Consider the following 18,651-nt stretch of genomic DNA (forward strand, 5'->3'; position numbering starts at 1 on the left):
GTGGTCTGGACCGATGAGGTCGCCTTTGAACCGCGCGCCCAGCTGATCGGCGATGCGCAGCCGCATCTCCTGATCGATGGCAGGAGGTGCCACAGACGTTGTGCCAGAGGATGAATTGGCGCCGCCCGTGACGACGGCGACGCGCCCGTCGTGCCGCCCGCTCACGCGGTCACCGTCTTGGGCCGCTCAGCCGCCTGCTCGGCGCCGATCTGCTCGAAAAGCGGGGCCAGGTCGATGTGGACACGCAGGGAGGTGACCTTGCCGTCGGCGTTCCGGTCGAGGATGGAGACGCAGGGCACGGCGACCGCCGCGCCGCCCTTGGTCGTGTAGTGGGTGACGACCTCGACGACCCCCGTGTCGCCGTCGTTGACGAACCAGAGGTTGCGCCGCTCGTGGCGCAGACCGCCGATCATCGACCAGAAGCCGCCGATCGTCGCGCCGATCGCCTCCTTGCCGACGGCCGGCGGGTTGTTGCCGAACACGACGACCGCATCGTCGCTGTGCCGCTCGACGTACGCCTCCAGGCGCATGGCGTCGACGTCGGCGTAGTAGTCGTCGATCCAGGTGGACATGCTTCCTCCTCTGATGGTCTCGATGTGGGACGGGGGGACGAGTGATGGTCTCGATGTGGGACGGGGGGACGAGGGGCGGTGGTACAGGGTCGTGACGGGCATGCGGCTGAGCGGCAGGGCGGGCGGTCAGGCAGCCTCGCCGCGGGCGATGCGGCGCATCGCGTCGAGCGTGGCGGCGACGGCCTTGAGGTAGTCCGCCGTCATCCCCTCGGCGTACTCGCGCTCAGCCTGCGAGCCGCCCTGGACGCCGGCGACGACGAGGGCGAAGCTGAAGCGCAGCCGCAGGTCGTCGTCCGGGCCCTCGATCTCGTTGGCGATCGTGCCGAGCACGGGTCCCGAGATGCGGGTGAAGACGACGCGGTGCGGCTCCTCGAGGGTGATGCGCTCTCGGAACTGCTGTCCGCGGAACTCGATGTCGCGGTCGAAGCTCGCGGGTCCGTGCCGCTCCACGATGTCGCACCGCGTCATGGCGGGGACGAAGGGCAAGGCGTTGTCGGCCTTGAGCACGAGGCCGTTCCACACGGCCGCGCGGTCCAGGTGCGGCTGGCCGTCTTCGTTGACGGGCAGAGCGTAACTGACGAAGATCATGGCTCCTCCAGGCGCGAGCGGGGCGGGTTCCGCGGGCGGTGCGCGTGCACCGGCGAGTCAGCGGCGACGATGCGGTTGACGAGGACGCCGAGGTGCTCGATCTCCGTACGGACCACGTCGCCGGGCCGCAGGGACACGCCTCGGCCGGCGCCCACCCCGGCCGGCGTCCCGGTCGAGATGACGTCACCCGGCTCCAAGGTCACGGCCTGGCTCGCCGCGGCGACGAGCGTGGGGATGTCGCAGATCATGTCCGCCGTGCTCCCGTCCTGCTGGAGCTCGTCGTTGACCCACAGGCGAATTCGTAGATGTTGCGGGTCCGGGACGAGCCAGGCCGGGGTCAGGCCGGGGCCGAGCGGCAGCGAGCCGTCGCGGGCCTTCGAGGCGAACCAGTCGTAGCGGAAGGCGGGTGCGGGCACGCTCGCCCGACGGTGGTACCCGCGCGCCGTGATGTCGTTCGCTACGCAGTACCCCGCGACGTGCGCGAGGGCCTTCTCACGCGGGATCTCCCGGCCGCCGACGCCGATGACGACGGCGAGCTCGGCCTCCCAGTCCAGCCGCGCCGCCTCCGGGCCGTCGACGGGAACGTCGTCGAACGGACCGACGACGGTCGTCGTCGGCGGCTTGAGGAAGAAGAACGGCGTCCAGTCCGCCGGCGGCGGCTCGGTGCCCATCTCCGCGATGTGCCGCCGGTAGTTGACGCCGGCGCAGATCACCTTGCGTGGGTAGCGCAGCGGCGCGAGCAGCCGGACGCCGACGAGCGGGGCTGCGGCCTCGACGTCCATCGCGCGGAGGGCCTCGGCGGCCGCGGGCCAGCCGTCGACGAGCTCGGTGAGGCTCGCCCACCCCTTGAGCGCGGGCACCTCCCGCAGGCTCCCGTCGCCCACCCGGGCGGCGACGAACGGCTCGTCATCGGCGACGACGGTGACGAGGGACCAGATGGTCACGAGGCGCTCCCGGGCTCGGCGGACGCCGGGCTCTGGCCGGACAGGACATCGTGAACGGCGGCGATGTCGAGGGCTCCCCACCCGTCGGCGAGCGCTTGGTCATACAGCTGCTTGGCGACGGCGAAGAGGGGCAGCACGGTCCCGATCGCCTCGGCCTGGTCCTCGATCTGCTCGAGGATGTGGTGGAGCGTCGCGATGGGCCCGGGCGCGGGCGTCCAGCGTCGCTCTTGGACGAGAGGGCCGCGACGCTGCCAGATCGCCGACGAGGCGATCGAGTCGTCGAGGGTGCGCTGGACCAGCTCGAGGTCCAGGCCGCTGCGGCGGGCCAGCAGCATCGCCTCCGCGGTCGCGACGGTGTGCACCGCGACAAGGAGGTTGGCGACGTACTTCAGGCGCGCCGCGGTGCCGAAGGCGCCCGTGTAGACCCACGGCCCGGAGATCGCGTCGAGCACCTCGCGGACGGCGTCCACGCTCGCCTCCTCCCCCGAGACAAACGTCGTCGCCGCTCGGGGCCGGACCATGGCCGGCGTGCCGCTGATCGGGCAGTCGAGGAGGTCGCCGCCGGACGTCCGGACGCGGTCGCGCAGCGCCGCCTTCTCCGCGACGTCGAGCGTGCTCATCTCCACGTGGACCGTGCCCGGGCGCAGCTTCGTCATGGTGCCGTGCGGGCCGAGGAGGACCTCCCGCAGCGCCGCGACGTCCGGCAGGATCGACAGCAGGACGTCGCTCGCGGACGCCACCTCGGCCGGTGACTGCGCACCGGTGCCGCCGAGGGCGGCGAGCTCGCCGGTGCCCGAGCGCCGGTAGCCCACCACGGCGAAGCCACGGTCCATGAGGTTCTGGGCGATGGGCAGGCCCATCTTCCCGAGCCCGATGACCCCGACGGTCGTCATCGTCCGCCTCCCTCCGGCCGGCCCGCGGCCATCAGCTGATCCGGTAGGTCGTCGTGCCGAAGGAGACCCGCACGGTGAGAGCGCCCTCCATGACGCGCCACCCAAGGACGTCGAAGGTGCGTAGCCCCTTGGCGACGAACGGGTCCTGGGCCGCGAGCGCGGCGGCCTCCTGCTCCGTGGACGTCCTGAGCACCGTGAGGCCCGCGCCCGGCGTGACGCCCGGCCCCGAGGTCAGAGGGCCGGAGGCGACGACGTGCCCGGCAGCCTCCAGCCCGAGCATCCATTCCAGGTGGGCATCGAGGGCGGCCTCGACGTCCGCCGCCGTGACCCCTTCGCGGGGGCTCCACCGGACGACCCAGAGCTGCGCGCCGAGCATCGCCGAGCGTTCGACAGGCATCGGGCACCTCCTCGTGACCTTGGCCAAACTGTATGCAGTTTTGCCTCACAGCGTCAAGACTCCGGCCAAGATGTGTATGCAGTTGAGGTCCATGCATACAATGCGCATATGGCACCTTCGGCAGCCCGCATCCCCGGGATCGAGCGCGTGGACCTCCCCGAGGTCCGGCAGGCCATCCCCCGCCTGCACACGTACCTGCGCGAGTGCATCCTCGACGGTCGCATCCCGCCGGGCACGAAGCTGTCGCAGGTGGCGCTCGCCGAGCAGCTCGGCGTAAGCCGGACGCCGCTGCGCGAGGTGCTGCGGATGCTCCAGGAGGAGGGCTACGTCGAGTTCGAGCCGAACCAGCGGATGCGCGTGGCCGACCTTGACCCGGTCGAGCTCGACGCCGACTACGCGTGCCGCATCCTGCTCGAGACGCTCGCGCTGTCGATGACCCTGGAGTCCATCGGCTCACGTCAGCGCCGGGAGGCGGGCCGGCTGCTCACCGCGATGCGCCGGGCCGCGCGGACCGGGGACCTTCCCGGGTGGTTCGAGGCGCACCACGCCTATCACCGGGTGATGACGGCCGGGGCGGGCGAGCCGCTCCTGCGCACGCTGCAGTCGCTCGAGGACCGCAGCGTGCGCTACATCCGGATCTACCAGCAGTCCGAGCCGGCCGACTGGCAGACCGCGGGTGACGCCGAGCACGCGGCCATCCTGGACGCCCTCGCGGCCGGAGACGACCGCGCGGCCCTCTCCGGGCTCGCCCACCACCTCGCCCGCACAGCGCTGCGGGTGCTCTCGGACTGCGCGCCGGACTACACGCCGCGGGCCGTCCCGCAGGCCGTCGCCCTCGCCGAGGGCGCCGACCCTGCCGCGCTGCGCACGGCGTCCGCGGGCTAGTGCCGTCCCAATTTAGGTCTGCCCGGTCGACGCCTCGCGGGATCCATGCATGGCTGCAGGTCGAGTGCGTGCCAGCCCGGCGCCAACCGGGCAAACCTTGTCGGGGTCGGCACTAGACGGAGAGCGCCGCCGGGAGCGTCGCGGGCACCCGCGCCGGATCCCCGGACGGCGCCCCAGGTGCAGCGCCGTCTGGCACGTCGTCGCGCGCCTGCGGCTGCGTCGTCGGTCGCGAAGTCGGCCCGAGCCACATGTCGATCGACCCTGGCTCGGCGGGGTCGAAGGTCCGTGGCCGCCACGCCGCGTCGTCCTCGATCCGGCGCACCCCGAAGGAGTACTCATAGGTGAAGCTCTCGGGACCGCGGAAGTAGACGAAAACGGCTGTCGACTGCGGGTGCCGGCCCGGCCCCATCTCGATCTCGACGCCGTGGTCGACGAGGAAGTGCCAGTTCCGGAAGATGTCGTCGATCGAGGCGACCTGGAAGTTCATGTGGCACAGCCCCGGCCCGTCGCCCTTGAAGACGGCGAGCTTGTGGTGCACGGGGTCGATCCGCATGAGGCATGCGGCATCGCCGATCCAGTCGGACACCTTCGCGTTGAAGGTGCCGGACCAGAACCGGTAGGCCTCGTGGACGTCCGGCGCGTCGAGGCACAGGTGACCGAACTCCGTGATCCCCGACGCACGCCCGAAGGCGACCGGCCGGGCGAGGCACTCCTGCTGCGTCACGAGCTCGAGCCGGTTGCCGAAGGGGTCGTCGAACGCGATGCCGGAGCGGACCCGGCGCGACCGCGCGGCCGCGGCGTCGAGACGCTGGACAGCGAAGCCACGACGTTCGAGCTCGCGCTCCGCGCCCGCCAGGGCGCCGTCGTCAGCAACGGTGAAGCCGGACGCGATGACACCGGACTGACCCGCGACAAAAGCGAGGCAATGGTGGCGCGCGTCGGCCCGAAGGTGCGCAACCCCTTGCTCATCCGAGGCCACCAGCTCAAGCCCCACGATGTCGGTCGCGAAGCGAACGGCGGCCGGCAGATCCGTGACGCCGGAACGCACGTATGCGATGTCCTCGAGCTCGATCACCTCAGCCTCCCTCCCGCCGGCAGAAACTGTACACAGTTTCTAGGGTCGGGACAAGGATTCCAGTGGCCGTTCAGTCCGCCGGTCGAGGCCTCGACCCTCGAGCACGACCCCTTCGTCGTACCTGCGTCGTACCTGAGGAGGGGCGATGACCGTACGCGACACGGCGCGGGGGGCCGTCGATCACCTCGTTGACGAGTACGGTGGCGCTACGACGAGTCCAGCGAGGAGGACTGAACAAACAGCGAGGAGGCACCTAGTCTCACTCGACATTCGCCGCCGCGGAGGAGGTTTCGGAGATGACCAGCACGAGTGTCGGCCACCGTGCAACGCCACTGCCGCCCGGGACCAAGGCACCCGACTTCGAACTTCCGTCCACGCCAGACAATACGATGTCACTCGCCGAGTTCCGGGGTCAGCCCGTGATCCTTGCCTTCTACCCGGCGGACTGGAGCCCGGTCTGCTCCGATCAGATGGCGCTGTACCAGGAGGTGCTTCCCGAGTTCCAGAAGTTCAACGCAGCGCTGTTGGGCATCTCGGTGGACGGGGTCTGGAGCCATCTGGCCTTCGCGAAGGACCGCAACCTGCACTTCCCGCTGCTGGCCGACTTCGAGCCCAAGGGTGAGGTGGCTCGGGCGTATCAGGTCTACCGAGCCGAGGAAGGCACCAGCGAGCGGGCCCTGTACGTGATCGATGCCGACGGCACCGTGCGGTGGAGCTACGTCTCGCCGGTGAGCGTGAACCCCGGCGCGGACGGGATCCTTCGCGCCCTTGAGAACCTGGGGGAGGAGGGCGCCTCATGAGCGCAACCGAGTGGGAGGCCGTCCTTACCATGCCGGTCTCCGAAGACCGGGACCACATCCAGGGGCCGGCGGACGCGGCGGTGACGCTGGTCCAGTACGGCGACTACGAGTGTCCATACTGCGGCGCCGCGTATCCCATCATCAAGGAGGTGCAGGCCCGGATGGGTGAGAGGCTCCGGTTCGTCTTCCGCAACTTCCCGATCACGACCTCGCACCCCCACGCCGAACAGGCCGCGGAGGCCGCCGAGGCTGCGGCCACCCAGGGCAGGTTCTGGCAGATGCACGACCTTCTGTACGAGAACCAGCGGCGCCTGCGCGACCGGGACCTCCGCGCTTACGCCGAGAAGCTCGGGCTCGACGTCGAGCTGTTCGGCGAAGAGCTGGCCGGGCACGTCCACGCCGAGCGGGTCCGTGAGGACTTCATGAGCGGCGTGCGGAGCGGCGTGAACGGCACGCCGACCTTCTACATCAACGGTGCGAGGCACGACGGCTCCTACGAGATCGAGACCCTGCTCACCGCCCTGGAGCGAGCCGCGGCCTCGGAACGAGGGACGGGATGAAGGATTGCCGCTCGACAGCCTTGCCGTTGTGGAGTCGGGGTGGGCCTGGGAACCAGGACCCGCGGCGCAGTCGCACAGGAGTACCCGAGTTGAGGTCGCATCCCGGGAGGTTCGCGTTCATGCGCCGCACCCTTGTCGCGCTCATCCTGCTCGCAGCGGCAGGGGTGCTCGCCGCCGGTTGCGGCGGCAACAAGTCAGGCTCCGGGGGGTATGGCGGCGGCTCCCCGGCGACCACCGCCGCCCCGTCGGCCACCGGTTCCGGCGGCGGTCCGACCACCAGCGGTGCTGGCACCCCTGCGAGTGGGACCGCGGTGGCCATCGACAACTTTGCGTTCTCGCCGGCGACCCTGAAGGCCAAGGTGGGCCAGAAGGTTACCTGGACCAACCAGCAGGGCGTCGCGCACACCGTGACCGCCGACGGCGGCGCGTTCGACCATCCCATGCCGTCGGGGGCGACGTTCTCGTTCACCTTCACCAAGGCGGGCACCTTCGCCTACCACTGCACGATCCACCCGTCGATGCATGGGACGATCGTGGTGTCGTAGCGACCTCTCTTGATCCTTTGATCCTCGCACGAGAGGGCGAGCACGTCGTTGCGTCTGGTCGGCGGGTGGCATATTGATGCCCGCCCTCACGGAGGGTCAGAACGACAAGGCCAGCTCGTCGAACGCGACTTTCTCACATCTCGGGTATGAACCCCAGCTGCAGCATCAGGCCGGCGACATCCGGGTGCGAGCTGAACTGCACGACCTTCCCGTCGATGACGCGCGCGAAATAGGCACCCCTGCCGACGACATTCCTGCCGGTCGGCGGGATCTCCCTGCCGGCCATCAGCATTGGGCCGGAGTTGGTGCCGGTGAACTCCACCTCGGCGGCGGCCGCGTCCTCGCTGACGACCCGGTTCGCCTGCCTGACGCGCATGTCCGGGAATGCCGTGAACCAGGCCTGCATGTACTGGCGGGCCTGGTCCTTGGTCCGCATCGGCTCCGGCAGCGTGAGATCCGTCCAGACGAAGTCGTCGGCGAACAGGGCAATGAACGCGTCCACGTCGTGGCCGTCCCAGGCGGCCATTCCCTGGTCATCGAGCTGCTCGATTTCTCTTGACAACGTAGCTCTCCTCTCCTGGGGTCGAGCCGGTAACCTACGCTGCTTTTTGGGTGTGTCAAGACCGCGTATCCGCAGGGGTGGCCAGAATCCGCACAACCGGAATTACAAAGCCCGGCGAGGGCTACCGAATCACCAGGCTGGACGCAGCTGGACGCAAGGCCCGCAGCGCCCGAAACAGCGAGAGGCCCGCCTTCGCCGTGGACGCTCCGCTGTCCGTAAGGGACGTACTCGCGTGTCCGTAAGGGACGTACTCGCGATCGATCGAGAAGGAGGAGACCGACCGGGCTGGGCCGGGCGGTGACCGGTCGCGCCGGAGCGGTTCCGCCGGAGCGGTTCCACAAGCCGCTCGGGGAATGGCTTGCGAAGGCGTAAGCTCCCGCCGTGCCCCTCCTCGACCTGGTCCCACGATCCTTCGGCGAATACGAGGCCGCCGGAGGTGGACGCGGGCTCCAGAGCGCCCTCGCCGCATGGCCCCAGGCGGTGATCGGGGAGGTGGCACGAAGCGGGCTCCGCGGCCGGGGAGGTGCAGGATTCCCGACCGGTGAGAAGTGGCGGGCGGTCCGGGCGGTCGGCGCCGGCCCCCGGTTCGCGGTCTGCAACGCCGCCGAAGGCGAACCCGCCACCTTCAAGGACCGGCTGCTGCTTCGGACGAACCCCTATCAGGTCCTGGAGGGCCTGGCCATCGCCGCCTACGCGGTCGGAGCCGAGCGCGCCTACGTCGGCCTGAAGGAGGCGTTCACCCCGGAGATCGAGGCCCTGCGCCGGGCGCTTGAGGAGATGCGGGAAGCGGACGCGCTCGGAGGCATCCCGGTGGAGATCGCCCTGGGCCCGGACCTGTACCTGTTCGGAGAGGAAACCGGACTGGAGGAGGTGATCGAGGGGCGCCTGCCGCTGCCGCGGGTGGCTCGCCCGTTCGTCCAGGGGCTGTTCGCCAGGCCTCCGGAGGACAACCCCACGCTCGTCAACAACCTCGAGACCCTGGCCAACGTGCCCCACATCCTGGCCGACGGGCCCGACTGGCTCCGGGCCAACGGAACCGAACGCGCTCCCGGCACGATGGTCTTCACCGTCTGCGGGGATGTGCGGCGGGAGGGGTTGTTCGAGCTTCCACTCGGCTCGCCGCTGCGGTACCTGGTGGAGGAGCTGGCCGGCGGCCCGCCAGAGGGCCGGACGGTGAAGGCGATCTTCCCCGGCGCCTCCAACACGGTCATCGGTCCAGCCCAGCTCGACACGCCGCTGGACTTCGACTCGATGCGTCAGGTGGGGTCGGGCCTCGGGGCGGCCGGGTTCGCCGTGTTCGACGACTCGGCCTGCATGGTGCAGGCGGCCTACCGGTACTCGCGGTTCCTGTTCGTGGAGTCATGCGGTCAGTGCCCGGCGTGCAAGTTCGGGACCGGCGAGGTCACCCAGGCACTGGGTGCGATCGAGGCGGGCGGCGGATCCGACCGGGACCTCGAGCTCATCCTGGTGCGGGCAAGGGGCTCCACCGGCGGACAGAAGTGCGCCCTGCCAACCGGGGAGAGCCTGCTCATGCAGAGCCTGGTCCAGGTGTTCGGCGAGGAGTTCGGCAGGCACATCGGGACGTCGTGTCCGCTGCCCCGCGAGCTCCCCTTCCACAAGATCGTCGACTGGGATGCGACGGCAGGACGGTTCGCCTACGACCTGGCGTACGCAAAGAAGCAACCCGACTGGACCTACGCTTCCTGACCGGCTGTTCCCCAACGGCGGGTCGCGGTAGCGACGTCGATGCTCACGACCGGGCACCGGGCAGACCTCGCCGGGGTCGCCACTAGGAGATCTTCTGACAGGCGTGCTGTCAGATCGGCGCCTCGATGCGTCCCGGCGCGCTCGTCGACGCCAGGGCGACGGCAGGTGCGGCAGGCCCGCTCACGTTCCGGCTTCGGACGGCGGGTGCGGCAGGCTCTCTCACGTTCCGGCTTCGGGGAGCAGTTGCACCCAGGCTTCCCGAGCCTCCTTGTCGGCGAGAGCCTCGGTCGCGTTGCCGCTCGGGAGGCCGGTGAAGACGATGATCTTTCGGTCGCCGTCGATGTCGACGCGAACAGCCGTGCCCGCCAGCGCCTTGATCCCGAACGGCGGTGGTGGGTCACCGAGATAGCGCACCTTCTCGAGCGGGACCTCCCAGACATCGCGATCGCCGTTCTCGACGAAGACGACGAAGAGCCCGTCGTCAGTTCGAACCAGGGCGAGGACTCCCTCGACGTTGAGGAGGCGCAACCCCCACAAGGTGCTGTTTCGGTCCGTGACGATCTGGACCCTGTCGACACGGATCGCCACCGCTTCGCGGGTGTCATCGGCCATCGTCATCACCCCTCGTAACTGAGAGGCGGTTCAGAGTCCTCTGATACATGGGTGCCGATGCTCAGCGGAGCATGGGTGCCGATGCTCAGCGGATGCCGCGGCGGCGCAGGATCTCCTCGATCTCGGCGAACTCGTCGTCGTCGCCCTTGCCGGCCCGCCGCGACGGCGCCGGCGGCTTGGGCTTGGGCGCGGCCGGGTCGATCGCGGGCCGGGACGGCGCCTGGGCCGGTGCGCGGCGCCGCAGCAGCCCGGAGACGGCGAAGCAGGCAGCGGCGAGCCCGGTGACGGCGAGCCCGGCCCACACCGCCGGCGAGAAGGCGAACCCTGCCACCCAGCGGGTGCCTGCCGTCCCCACCTCCCACAGCAGCGTGACCACGCCGGTCAGGTAGGCGGCCAGGGGCAGCAGCGACCAAGCGGCACCACGCAGCCCCGCGGCGGCGCCCCGGCGGCGCCAGGCGAGCCAGCTCCCGGCCAGGCCGAGCAGGGTGAGCCCGGCACACAGGGGAAGCCACGCAACCGAGTCCAACCCTGCCATGTCCCGCATCCTCCATCCGCGATCGCCCGTGGAGCCACGGTCGAGCACCCACGGCGAGCGGGTTCCCGCTCCCTGACGCCACAGGGGTGCACGACCGCGGTGCCGGTACTCGACCGGGGCTGCAACCATCGTGGCACGAGAAGGGCACTTCCGGGTCCCATCCGGTAGCTCCGGCCGAACCGCAGCGACCGGGCGGCGGCGGCGAGCAGTCGCGGGTCCAGGCAGGGCACCAGAAGTCGTGCCCGTAACCTCTCCGTTGCGAGCGTCGCGGGACGATGTCTTGGCCTGGAGCTTCGCCGGGCGGGCGCTACGGGCCGGTCAGGCAGCGGTCGAGCCAGCGGTGGAGGGGGGCGATCTGGCGCCAGTCCTCGACCAGGCGGTCGAGCACCTCGGTGGTGACGAGCCAGGGGCCGCGCTGGTGGTGGCGGCCGAGGACCAGCGACCGGGCCCGCAGCAGGTCGGCGCGGGGGTGGTCGGCCGGGTAGGGCTTGGGCACCCGCTGCAGGGGATCGAGCCCGACCTCCAGGCCGTGGCCGGCCGCCTCGGCGAGCAGGGCGGCCAGGGCCGGCCCCTCGGCGCCGGAGGCGACGGCAGCCCGGACCCGCTCGAGCCGCGGCCGGGCCGGCCGGTACAGGCCGCCGCCGACATACAGCCCAGAGGGGGCGAAGCTCACGTAGTAGCCGGTGTCGGCATCGGCGCCGCCGGCTGGGCGGTGCCGGACGTACCCGGCCATGTTGGTCTTGTACGGGGTCTTGTCCTTGCTGAAGCGCAGGTCGCGGTGGATTCGGAACACCTTCGGCGGCCCGACCCCGATCCCGGCCGCCTCCATCCTCGCGCTGGCGCTAGCCAGCAACGCCTCGAACGGAGCCTGCAGCCGGTCCCGGAAGAGCTGCTTGTTGGGCTCGAAGAATTCCTTGGTGTTGTGTTCCTCCAGATCCTCGAGGAACGCCAGCCCTTCGTCAGGGATCCCGGCGAACACCTCGCCGCCCGGCCCCCCGCTGTCCGTGCGTGCTGCCTTCATGACCCCGGATCCTACCGCCCGGAAGGGCAGCAGGCTCATTCGTCGAGCCCGCCTCAGCGTTCGCGGGACAGGTTTGCGTTGATCTCGGGGAGTCGGGTGGCCCAGTAGCGGGCAATCGCCGCCTTCGGCATCGGGATGGCTGGATCCTCCTCGACGTCATCGAGGTACCCGAGCGCCCGTACCAGCGACTCGACGAACTGCTCCTCGCCCTGGGGTCTGTACTTGCGGAGCGCCAGCGCGATCCCCTCCTCGACCGGCCGGCGGGCGTCCCGCTCGATCACCAGGACATCGAAGTAGTCGCGCAGTTCCCCGCGCTCGCGGACGACCTTGAGCTTCATCGCGAGGAGATCGCCGATGCCCGCGACGCGTAGGCCCTCGACCTGGGTGGTCGGCTCGATCATGGCGAGCGATGACGCTTCGAGGATCTGCAGCTTCGTTGCGCCGAGGTAGCCGTTCAGGGTTTGGCGACCGGGAACGGGCTCGAACGTGGTGACGTGCAGCCCGCCTCGGCGGTCCAGTTCTTTGCGTAGATGCTCGAGGTCGATGGGCGCCTCCAGGAACAGGTCGAGGTCGCGGCTCACGCGGTGGTGCAGGTGGACCGCGATCGCCGTGCCACCGCCGAGGTAGGCCTCGGCGGGGACGGCCTCCCTGACGGCCTGCCAAGCGAGGCCGGTGTCTGGGGGCAGAACGGCAGCGAGCCAACCAGGAAGGGTCATCGCGCCGCGGCCAGCAGTTGCCCCAGCCTGGCACGCCGGGGATCCAGGCCGCGGGACCGCGAGGCCCGTTCGATCGCGTCGCGGGGGAGGGTCTGGCTCATCCACGCTGTCGCCTCGGGATCGTCGGCCCGCAGGATCCGGCCCGCGATCAGCACGGCATCGCGTTCGACGTCGAGCCGGGCCAGGTCCTCGTTCCAGAACACGTGCGCCAGCCGGGCCGGCACGCGGCGCGGGAGGGGGTCGGTGCGTGGGCGCTGGGGCAGCACCGCGGTCGAGACGGTGGCCGCAACCGCCAGCCACTCCGGAGACTGCCATCGGACCATCCACACCGGCACGTCACGGACCCGCCCTTCGACGACCCGTACCAGCCGCCGTTCCACGTAGCCGGCGGCTGCGAGGCGCTCGAGCGCCCGGCCGGCGGCCGTGGGGCTCAAGCCCGTGGCCCTGGCCAGGGCCCGAGCGGATCGCAGGCCGAAGGGGCGGCGCCCGAGCGCCGCCAACGCGAGCGTGTCCTCGCGGCGCAGCCCCTGGATCCGCGGCACCACCCCCCACCGGTGCCGCAGCCGCTCTACGGCGTCGGCGTCGAAGAGGGCGCGGTTGCCTCGCCTGGCAACGGGCACGAGCCCGTGCCGGGCCGCCCGCAGCACGCGCGGCACCGACGTGCCCAGCAGCCGAGCCACCTCACCTGAGGTCCTCAATCTGTCCACATCGTTATGATAGCTGAGAGCTGCATCGCAGGTGGCTCTTGCTACCCGGCGTCGAGGCTTGGAGGCCGAGGACTGCAAGACAGCCTCCGAACCGACCGAGGGGGTTGCGAGCTCCCCGGCACCGGCCGGGGCTGCGAACCAGCCGTAAGTCGTTGCCTGTGCGGCGGCCTGACGGTCACCTCCGGGGCGAACGATCCGTTCGATTTCCAACGACCCTGGTGACGGATTGTCGCCCACTCCGTATGATCTTCGACGTTCAGGCAGGAGTCGGACGGAGGGCGGCCATCGATCCCGTCGACCTGGAGATCGTGCGGGCGCTGCAGCGCGACGGACGCCTGAGCCAGGAGCAGCTCGCCCAGCGGGTGGGGCTGTCCAGGCCGGCCGTGCACCAGCGGGTGAAGCGGCTCGAGGCGGCCGGGGTCATCCGCGGCTACCAGGCGCTGGTCGACTGGCGGGCGCTCGGCAAGCCGATGACCTCGTTCATCTGGGTCCGCACGGCAGGGCCCGACTGCGTGGACACCGGCGCTGCCATCCTGCGCACCGGGAACGATCGGGCGGTGGTCGAGGAGTGCCACCGCGTCACCGGCGAATGGTGCATGTTGCTGAAGGTCCGGGTCGCAGACCCGCTCGCCTTGCAGGACCTGCTCGACCGCGTCCGCGGCCTGCCCAACGTCCAGGCGACCATGACCACGCTCGCGCTCTCGTCGCTGAGCGAGCCCGAGAGAGAGGACCCAGGATGACCGAGGCCATCGAGATCCCCAGCGCAACCGAGGACCCCAAGGCGTACGTGGATGCGCTGCTGGCCACGCTCGGCGACCGCGACCCGCTCGACGTGCTCGCAGCCGCGCCGGCCGTGGTCGCCCGGACCGTGGCCGGCCTCCGCGCCGAGCAGTGGACCAGGCCGCTTGGGCCCGGCGAGTGGTCGGCCGAGCAGGTGCTCGGCCACCTGTTCGACGTGGACCTGGTCTACGGGTTCCGCTGGCGGCTGACGCTGACCGAGGACCGGCCGAGCTACCCCGGCTACGACGAGAAGCGGTTCGCCGGGCTCCCGAAGCCTCGCGCGGACGAGCTGCTGGCCACCTGGGAGCGGCTCCGCGCGGCCAACCTCGCCCTGCTCGCCGGAGTGCCGCGATCGGCCTGGGAGCGCCTCGGGGTGCACGGCGAGCAGGGCGAGGAGCGCTTCGACCTGACCGTGGCCAAGGTGGCCGGGCACGACCTCGCCCACCTCAACCAGCTCCAGCGCACGGTCGAGTCGGCCCGCTCGGCCTGAGCCGGGCCTGCGGGCTGGGATCAGCCCTCCCCAGGCCTGGGGGCTGGGGTCAAGCCCCCGCCCCGCGCACAACGGCCTGCTCGAAGCCGTCATCTGCCCGTAGCCGGTTGCGGCAGCCCAGGAACCACCTCAGTGGCGATCAGACCCAGATGCTCCAGATCGTCCAGGTCGAGGACCTGCAGGTAGACGCGGCTGGCGCCGGCGCCGGCGAATGCCCGCACCCTGGCCACGACCTCGTCCGGGGTGCCGGCGACCGCGTTCTCGCGCAGCTCGCGCGGGTCACGGCCGATGGCGGCGGCTCGCCGGGCGACTTCTGCCTCGGTCGCGCCGCAGCAGACCGTCTGCGCCACGGAGAACACCATGCCGGCCGGGTCGCGGCCCTGGGCCTCGCAGGCCGCGCGGACGCGCCCGAACTGCTTCGCGGTGGCCTCGACCGAGGCGAACGGGAGGTTGAACTCGTCGGCGAACCGGGCGGCCAGCCGGGGCGTGCGGGTGGGGCCTCCCCCACCGACGATCACCGGTGGGCGGGGCCGCTGCACCGGCTTGGGCAGGGCCGGGCTGTCGGCCAGGGTCCAGTGCCGGCCAGAGTAGGAGAACCGCTCGCCCTCGGGCGTGGTCCACAGCCCGGTGATGATCTCGAGCTGCTCGGTCAGGCGGTCGAAGCGCTCGCCGAGGGGCGGGAACGGTATCCCGTAGGCGCTGTGCTCCTGCTCGAACCAACCGGCACCGATGCCGAGCTCGACCCGGCCGCCGCTCATGGCGTCGACCTGGGCCACGGCAATGGCCAGCGGCCCTGGCAGCCGGAAGGTGGCCGACGTGACGAGCGTGCCGAGCCGGATCCGGCTCGTCTCTCGGGCGAGCGCGCCGAGCGTGACCCAGGAGTCGGTCGGCCCGGGCCGCCCGTCGCCGTCGCCGATGTGCAGGAAGTGGTCGGAGCGGAAGAACGCGTCGAAGCCGTTGGCCTCGGTCGCGCGGGCGACCGCGAGGAGCTGGTCGTAGGACGTGCCCTGCTGGGGCTCGGTGAAGATGCGGACCTGCATGGGCAAGGTCTCCTCGGGTCGGGAGGGCTCCGGCTCGGCGCCGCCGGCCGGCAGCGGCGGCTCGATGCTACCGTCGCCGGTGGCGTCAGCGGCCCGCAGCCGCAGCGCAGAACCTACGAGACCGGTCACGCACGGCCCACGGCTGCACGGCTGCTGCGTTCCCTGCCCGTCCGAGGGTGCCCGGTTGGCCGCACTGGCAGCTCATCGGCAATTTGCCCGATCGATGGGGCGTTGCTAGCCTGACCAGGACCCGTAGCGCCCTTGGGTGCCCCCACACCCGATCCCACCCCCCAGGAAGGGCCGGTCCCAAATGCGAGGTCGTCTGTTCGCTCGCGCGCTCGTGCGCTGCCCGCTCACCGCGGGCGGCGGTCGCGTCGTGACGTGCGTGCCGTCCTGGCCGAGCCACCAGCCACCGCCGGCCTCCCGGCCGTTCGTCCCCGAAGGAGCGATGCGATGAGCATGCAGAGCTGGCGCGAGCCACCTGACCAGTGGGAGCCGCAGGGGTGGGAGCCCCAGACGCGGGAGCCCCAGACGCGGGAGCCCCAGGAGCCGTCCTGGGAGGCCGACCCCTGGGAGGCCGACCGGTACGGCGAGCCTGGCGCCGACGGGGTGGAGGAGGCCGCCTACCTCGACGACGGAGAGGCACCGGCCGAGCCGAACGGCGGTGTCGTCGCCGCCATCGTCGCCGCCGGCCTCGCCTGCGCGATCTTCGGGTCCCTGGTCGTGGCCACGGCGGCGAGCCCGGCGATCGCCAAGCTGATGACCTTCTACTGGCCGGCCGGACCGCTGACCGGCAAGTCGACCGTGACCATCGTGGCATACCTGGTCATCTGGCCCAACCTGCACTACCGGCTGCGCGACCGGCACCTCGACCTCTACAAGGCGTTCCTCTTCACGCTGTTCCTGGTCGGCCTCGGGCTGGTCGGCACCTTCCCGCCCTTCTACCAGATGTTCCAGCCGCGGTAGCCACCCGGCCGGGCCTCGGGGTCGGGGCGATGGAGCGGCAGCGCGGCGAGGCCGGGGTCAGGCCACCCGGTTCGGGCTGGCGCTCCGGGACCGGGAGGTCTGGGGCACCGGGTCGTTCATGGTCAGCGCGATGTCGCGCGGGAAGAACAGCTCCACGATCCAGTCGAGCAGCACGCGCAGCCGCTTCTCGGGACCGGGGAGCTTGCTGAGGTAGATGCCGCGCCACATGAGCCAGGCCAGCAGCCCGGAGAACCGCCGGCCGCGGATGTCGGCCGCTGCCTTGCCGTGTCCCAGCGTGACCAGGAACCCGACCGTCCTGAAGGCGAATGGTCGCGGCCGCCGGCCCTCCAGCGACCTCACGATGCTCTTGGCCGCCGCCTTGCCCTGGCGGAGCGCGTGCTGGGCCGTTGGTGGGCAGGGCTTGCCGTGGTTGCCGCGGTCGGGGACGTGCGCGCAGTCCCCGACCGCCCAGACGTTGGTGGTGCCGAGCACCTGCAGGGTGCTGTCCACCAGCACCGCTCCAGCCAGGCTGCGCTCGAAGGGGAGCTGGGCGAGCAGCGGCGCCGGCCGGTTGCCGGCAGCCCAGACCAGGGTGCGTGTCGGGAGGTGGCTGCCGTCGCTGAGGCCGACCGCCTCGGCGCTGGCGCTCGTGACCCGCGTGTCGAGCAGGAAGTGCACGCCGCGCCCCTGGAGCTTGCGCTGGGCGTACTCGCCGAGCTCGCGACCGGTCTCGGGGAGGATGCGGTCGCGGCCGTGCACCAGCACGAAGCGCGGGTCGGCGGCGGTGACCCGCGGGAAGTAGCGCCGCACGCCGTGGACCAGGTCGCACAGGCCGGCCATCATCTCGACCCCGGCGAACCCTCCCCCGGCGACCACGAAGGTGAGCTGGCGCCTGCGCTCCCGCGGGTCGGTCTCGACGTCGGCCTGCTCGAGCCGGGCGATCACGTGGTTGCGCAGCCGGTTGGCGTCCCCGATCGTCTTGAGGGGCAGGGAGTTGGCCTCAACGCCGGGCAGGTTCAGGTAGTTGGGCACGGCGCCGAGGGCGACGACCAGGTGGTCGTAGGGCAGCGCCTCGGCCGCCTGGGAGCCGCTCGCGCGCAGGCTCAGCACCTGCCGCTGGGTGTCCACGCTCTCGACTTGGGCAAGCCGGAACCGGGTCCTCGGGCAGGCCGCCCGCACCGGGACGCTGATGTGGCTGGGCTCGAGCGAGCTTGAGGCGACCTCGGCCAGCATCGGGGTGAACAGCAGAGCGTTGCTCTGGCTGACCATGGACACCTCCATGCTCGGGAGACGCGGGAGGAGCCGCTCGAGCTGGCGCGCCGTCCCCACCCCGCCGAAGCCTCCGCCGAGGATGACGACCCGGACCGGCGTCACCGGCGGGCGGCGGTCGTCCCCGGACCCGGCGCCTGCCCCGCCGGCAAGGTGCCTGGCCGCTGCCTCGTGGAAGAGCAGCCCGGCCGTCGAGCTGAGCAGCAGGGCGCCGAGGAGGCTGGGGAGCCGCTCCCCCACGCCAGCTCCGGACCAGGCCACCTGCCCGGTCGTCAGCAACGGCCAGGAGGTGAGCGGCACCGTCACCCACCAGGCCAGGCCCAGGAGCAGGCCGCCGGTGAGCGCGCGGGCGTGGCTGCGGGGACGGTGGCGGAACACGACCGCCCTGACCCGGATGCGCCCGGAGGCCCCCACTCCGCGCCGGCCTTGCGCCCGTCCCGAGCCGGGCGAGCTCGCCCCGGCTCCCAGCCGCGCCGCCGGCGCGGCATGCCGCCCGCGGCGGCCGGGCCCGGGTGCCGCCCCGCGACCGAGGCGCCCCGGGACCGGCTCGGGCGCCGGCCGGCGCGGGACCGGCTCGGGCGCCAGCCGGCGGCCGACGAACGCCACCAGCAGGAAGCCGAACCCGGTGACGACCAAGCCGGCCAGGAGGGCGGCCCGCGACCGCACGCTGGTCAGGGGGAGGTTCCCGCTGTCGGCGCCGGTGGCCAGGTAGGTGGGGGCGGTGGGTGCGGCGGCGGCGTTCTGCCGCGGCGGCGGAGCGGGGCTGGCCTGCGGGACCGGAGCCGGCTGCGCGGCGGCGCTGCCCCCACCGGTCGCGTTCCCGATGTACGCGCCACCGTCGTAGCCGGGCGGGACGAGGGCGGCGGCGAGGATAGCGGCGGAGGCCACCACGAGCGTCGCCAGGAGGAGCTTCCTCGCCACCTCAGAGCCCTTTCGAACGCGCGCGGGGGCCTCCGGGACGACCTGCCGCTCTTGCCGGATGCGGGC

Annotated in this window: 22 protein-coding genes; 8 read left to right on the forward strand and 14 right to left on the reverse strand. The window is 71.6% G+C overall.

Annotated elements, in window-relative coordinates; all coding sequences use genetic code 11:
* Nucleotides 1-161: 161 nt before the first annotated feature.
* The 5 genes from VG276_11480 to VG276_11500 all read right to left on the reverse strand — a co-directional run bounded on the left by VG276_11480 (nucleotide 162) and on the right by VG276_11500 (nucleotide 3,394).
* On the reverse strand, nucleotides 162-572 hold the full coding sequence (locus VG276_11480) for a nuclear transport factor 2 family protein (GenBank protein HEV8649997.1): 411 nt from the start codon (nucleotides 570-572) through the stop codon (nucleotides 162-164).
* A 126-nt stretch (nucleotides 573-698) separates the two neighbouring features.
* A complete protein-coding gene (locus VG276_11485; GenBank protein HEV8649998.1) occupies nucleotides 699-1,160 on the reverse strand; it encodes an SRPBCC family protein in 462 nt (153 codons plus the stop codon).
* Nucleotides 1,157-2,104 carry a fumarylacetoacetate hydrolase family protein gene (locus VG276_11490; protein ID HEV8649999.1) on the reverse strand — a complete coding sequence of 316 codons (948 nt, stop codon included), beginning with the start codon at nucleotides 2,102-2,104 and terminating at the stop codon, nucleotides 1,157-1,159. The genes VG276_11485 and VG276_11490 overlap by 4 nt, the downstream gene beginning before the upstream one ends.
* On the reverse strand, nucleotides 2,101-2,997 hold the full coding sequence (locus tag VG276_11495; GenBank protein ID HEV8650000.1) for an NAD(P)-dependent oxidoreductase: 897 nt from the start codon (nucleotides 2,995-2,997) through the stop codon (nucleotides 2,101-2,103). Before VG276_11495 ends, VG276_11490 begins: the two co-directional genes overlap by 4 nt.
* A gap of 31 nt (nucleotides 2,998-3,028) precedes the next feature.
* The gene (locus VG276_11500; protein ID HEV8650001.1) at nucleotides 3,029-3,394 is read right to left on the reverse strand and encodes a YciI family protein; all 366 of its coding nucleotides are present in this window, start codon (nucleotides 3,392-3,394) and stop codon (nucleotides 3,029-3,031) included.
* A 108-nt stretch (nucleotides 3,395-3,502) separates the two neighbouring features.
* Between VG276_11500 and VG276_11505 the strand changes: the two genes are divergently transcribed.
* Nucleotides 3,503-4,279: a GntR family transcriptional regulator gene (locus tag VG276_11505; protein ID HEV8650002.1), complete on the forward strand. Its 777-nt coding sequence runs from the start codon at nucleotides 3,503-3,505 to the stop codon at nucleotides 4,277-4,279.
* A gap of 112 nt (nucleotides 4,280-4,391) precedes the next feature.
* On the opposite strand, the gene VG276_11510 is transcribed toward VG276_11505, so the two are convergent.
* Nucleotides 4,392-5,354 carry a VOC family protein gene (locus tag VG276_11510; GenBank protein ID HEV8650003.1) on the reverse strand — a complete coding sequence of 321 codons (963 nt, stop codon included), beginning with the start codon at nucleotides 5,352-5,354 and terminating at the stop codon, nucleotides 4,392-4,394.
* 296 nt (nucleotides 5,355-5,650) lie between these two features.
* Here VG276_11510 and VG276_11515 point away from each other — a divergent pair, with 296 nt between their 5' ends.
* The 3 genes from VG276_11515 (at nucleotide 5,651) to VG276_11525 (ending at nucleotide 7,259) form a co-directional block, all read left to right on the forward strand.
* Nucleotides 5,651-6,154, forward strand: a complete 504-nt coding sequence (locus tag VG276_11515) for a redoxin domain-containing protein (protein HEV8650004.1) — start codon at nucleotides 5,651-5,653, stop codon at nucleotides 6,152-6,154.
* Nucleotides 6,151-6,714: a DsbA family protein gene (locus VG276_11520; protein ID HEV8650005.1), complete on the forward strand. Its 564-nt coding sequence runs from the start codon at nucleotides 6,151-6,153 to the stop codon at nucleotides 6,712-6,714. Before VG276_11515 ends, VG276_11520 begins: the two co-directional genes overlap by 4 nt.
* Before the next feature lie 119 nt (nucleotides 6,715-6,833).
* Nucleotides 6,834-7,259, forward strand: a complete 426-nt coding sequence (locus tag VG276_11525) for a cupredoxin family copper-binding protein (protein HEV8650006.1) — start codon at nucleotides 6,834-6,836, stop codon at nucleotides 7,257-7,259.
* A gap of 133 nt (nucleotides 7,260-7,392) precedes the next feature.
* On the opposite strand, the gene VG276_11530 is transcribed toward VG276_11525, so the two are convergent.
* Nucleotides 7,393-7,821 (reverse strand): nuclear transport factor 2 family protein, encoded by a 429-nt coding sequence (locus VG276_11530; protein ID HEV8650007.1) that lies wholly within the window; start codon nucleotides 7,819-7,821, stop codon nucleotides 7,393-7,395.
* Between the two features lie 381 nt (nucleotides 7,822-8,202).
* Between VG276_11530 and VG276_11535 the strand changes: the two genes are divergently transcribed.
* Nucleotides 8,203-9,528, forward strand: a complete 1,326-nt coding sequence (locus VG276_11535; GenBank protein HEV8650008.1) for an NADH-ubiquinone oxidoreductase-F iron-sulfur binding region domain-containing protein — start codon at nucleotides 8,203-8,205, stop codon at nucleotides 9,526-9,528.
* Nucleotides 9,529-9,747: 219 nt separating this feature from the next.
* Here VG276_11535 and VG276_11540 read toward each other — a convergent pair whose 3' ends face one another.
* The 5 genes from VG276_11540 to VG276_11560 form a co-directional block, all read right to left on the reverse strand.
* Nucleotides 9,748-10,140, reverse strand: a complete 393-nt coding sequence (locus VG276_11540) for a hypothetical protein (protein ID HEV8650009.1) — start codon at nucleotides 10,138-10,140, stop codon at nucleotides 9,748-9,750.
* An 85-nt stretch (nucleotides 10,141-10,225) separates the two neighbouring features.
* Nucleotides 10,226-10,675 carry a cellulose synthase gene (locus VG276_11545; protein HEV8650010.1) on the reverse strand — a complete coding sequence of 150 codons (450 nt, stop codon included), beginning with the start codon at nucleotides 10,673-10,675 and terminating at the stop codon, nucleotides 10,226-10,228.
* 307 nt (nucleotides 10,676-10,982) lie between these two features.
* On the reverse strand, nucleotides 10,983-11,696 hold the full coding sequence (locus VG276_11550) for a DUF2461 domain-containing protein (protein HEV8650011.1): 714 nt from the start codon (nucleotides 11,694-11,696) through the stop codon (nucleotides 10,983-10,985).
* Nucleotides 11,697-11,749: 53 nt separating this feature from the next.
* Nucleotides 11,750-12,412, reverse strand: coding sequence for a nucleotidyl transferase AbiEii/AbiGii toxin family protein (locus tag VG276_11555; GenBank protein ID HEV8650012.1), 663 nt, complete (start codon nucleotides 12,410-12,412; stop codon nucleotides 11,750-11,752).
* The gene (locus VG276_11560; GenBank protein ID HEV8650013.1) at nucleotides 12,409-13,092 is read right to left on the reverse strand and encodes a helix-turn-helix domain-containing protein; all 684 of its coding nucleotides are present in this window, start codon (nucleotides 13,090-13,092) and stop codon (nucleotides 12,409-12,411) included. Before VG276_11560 ends, VG276_11555 begins: the two co-directional genes overlap by 4 nt.
* Before the next feature lie 269 nt (nucleotides 13,093-13,361).
* Between VG276_11560 and VG276_11565 the strand changes: the two genes are divergently transcribed.
* Together VG276_11565 and VG276_11570 are read left to right on the forward strand one after the other, a co-directional pair.
* Nucleotides 13,362-13,859 carry an Lrp/AsnC family transcriptional regulator gene (locus tag VG276_11565; GenBank protein ID HEV8650014.1) on the forward strand — a complete coding sequence of 166 codons (498 nt, stop codon included), beginning with the start codon at nucleotides 13,362-13,364 and terminating at the stop codon, nucleotides 13,857-13,859.
* The gene (locus VG276_11570; protein HEV8650015.1) at nucleotides 13,856-14,389 is read left to right on the forward strand and encodes a DinB family protein; all 534 of its coding nucleotides are present in this window, start codon (nucleotides 13,856-13,858) and stop codon (nucleotides 14,387-14,389) included. Before VG276_11565 ends, VG276_11570 begins: the two co-directional genes overlap by 4 nt.
* A gap of 89 nt (nucleotides 14,390-14,478) precedes the next feature.
* Here VG276_11570 and VG276_11575 read toward each other — a convergent pair whose 3' ends face one another.
* Nucleotides 14,479-15,429, reverse strand: a complete 951-nt coding sequence (locus tag VG276_11575; protein ID HEV8650016.1) for an LLM class F420-dependent oxidoreductase — start codon at nucleotides 15,427-15,429, stop codon at nucleotides 14,479-14,481.
* A gap of 453 nt (nucleotides 15,430-15,882) precedes the next feature.
* Between VG276_11575 and VG276_11580 the strand changes: the two genes are divergently transcribed.
* Complete coding sequence (locus tag VG276_11580) at nucleotides 15,883-16,395, forward strand: hypothetical protein (protein HEV8650017.1); 513 nt, start codon at nucleotides 15,883-15,885, stop codon at nucleotides 16,393-16,395.
* Between the two features lie 57 nt (nucleotides 16,396-16,452).
* Here the strand turns inward: VG276_11580 and VG276_11585 are convergent, their stop codons facing one another.
* Nucleotides 16,453-18,585 carry an FAD-dependent oxidoreductase gene (locus tag VG276_11585; protein HEV8650018.1) on the reverse strand — a complete coding sequence of 711 codons (2,133 nt, stop codon included), beginning with the start codon at nucleotides 18,583-18,585 and terminating at the stop codon, nucleotides 16,453-16,455.
* Nucleotides 18,586-18,651 lie beyond the last annotated feature (66 nt).

The sequence above is a fragment of the Actinomycetes bacterium genome (assembly GCA_036000965.1).
Lineage (GTDB): Bacteria > Actinomycetota > CALGFH01 > CALGFH01 > CALGFH01 > DASYUT01.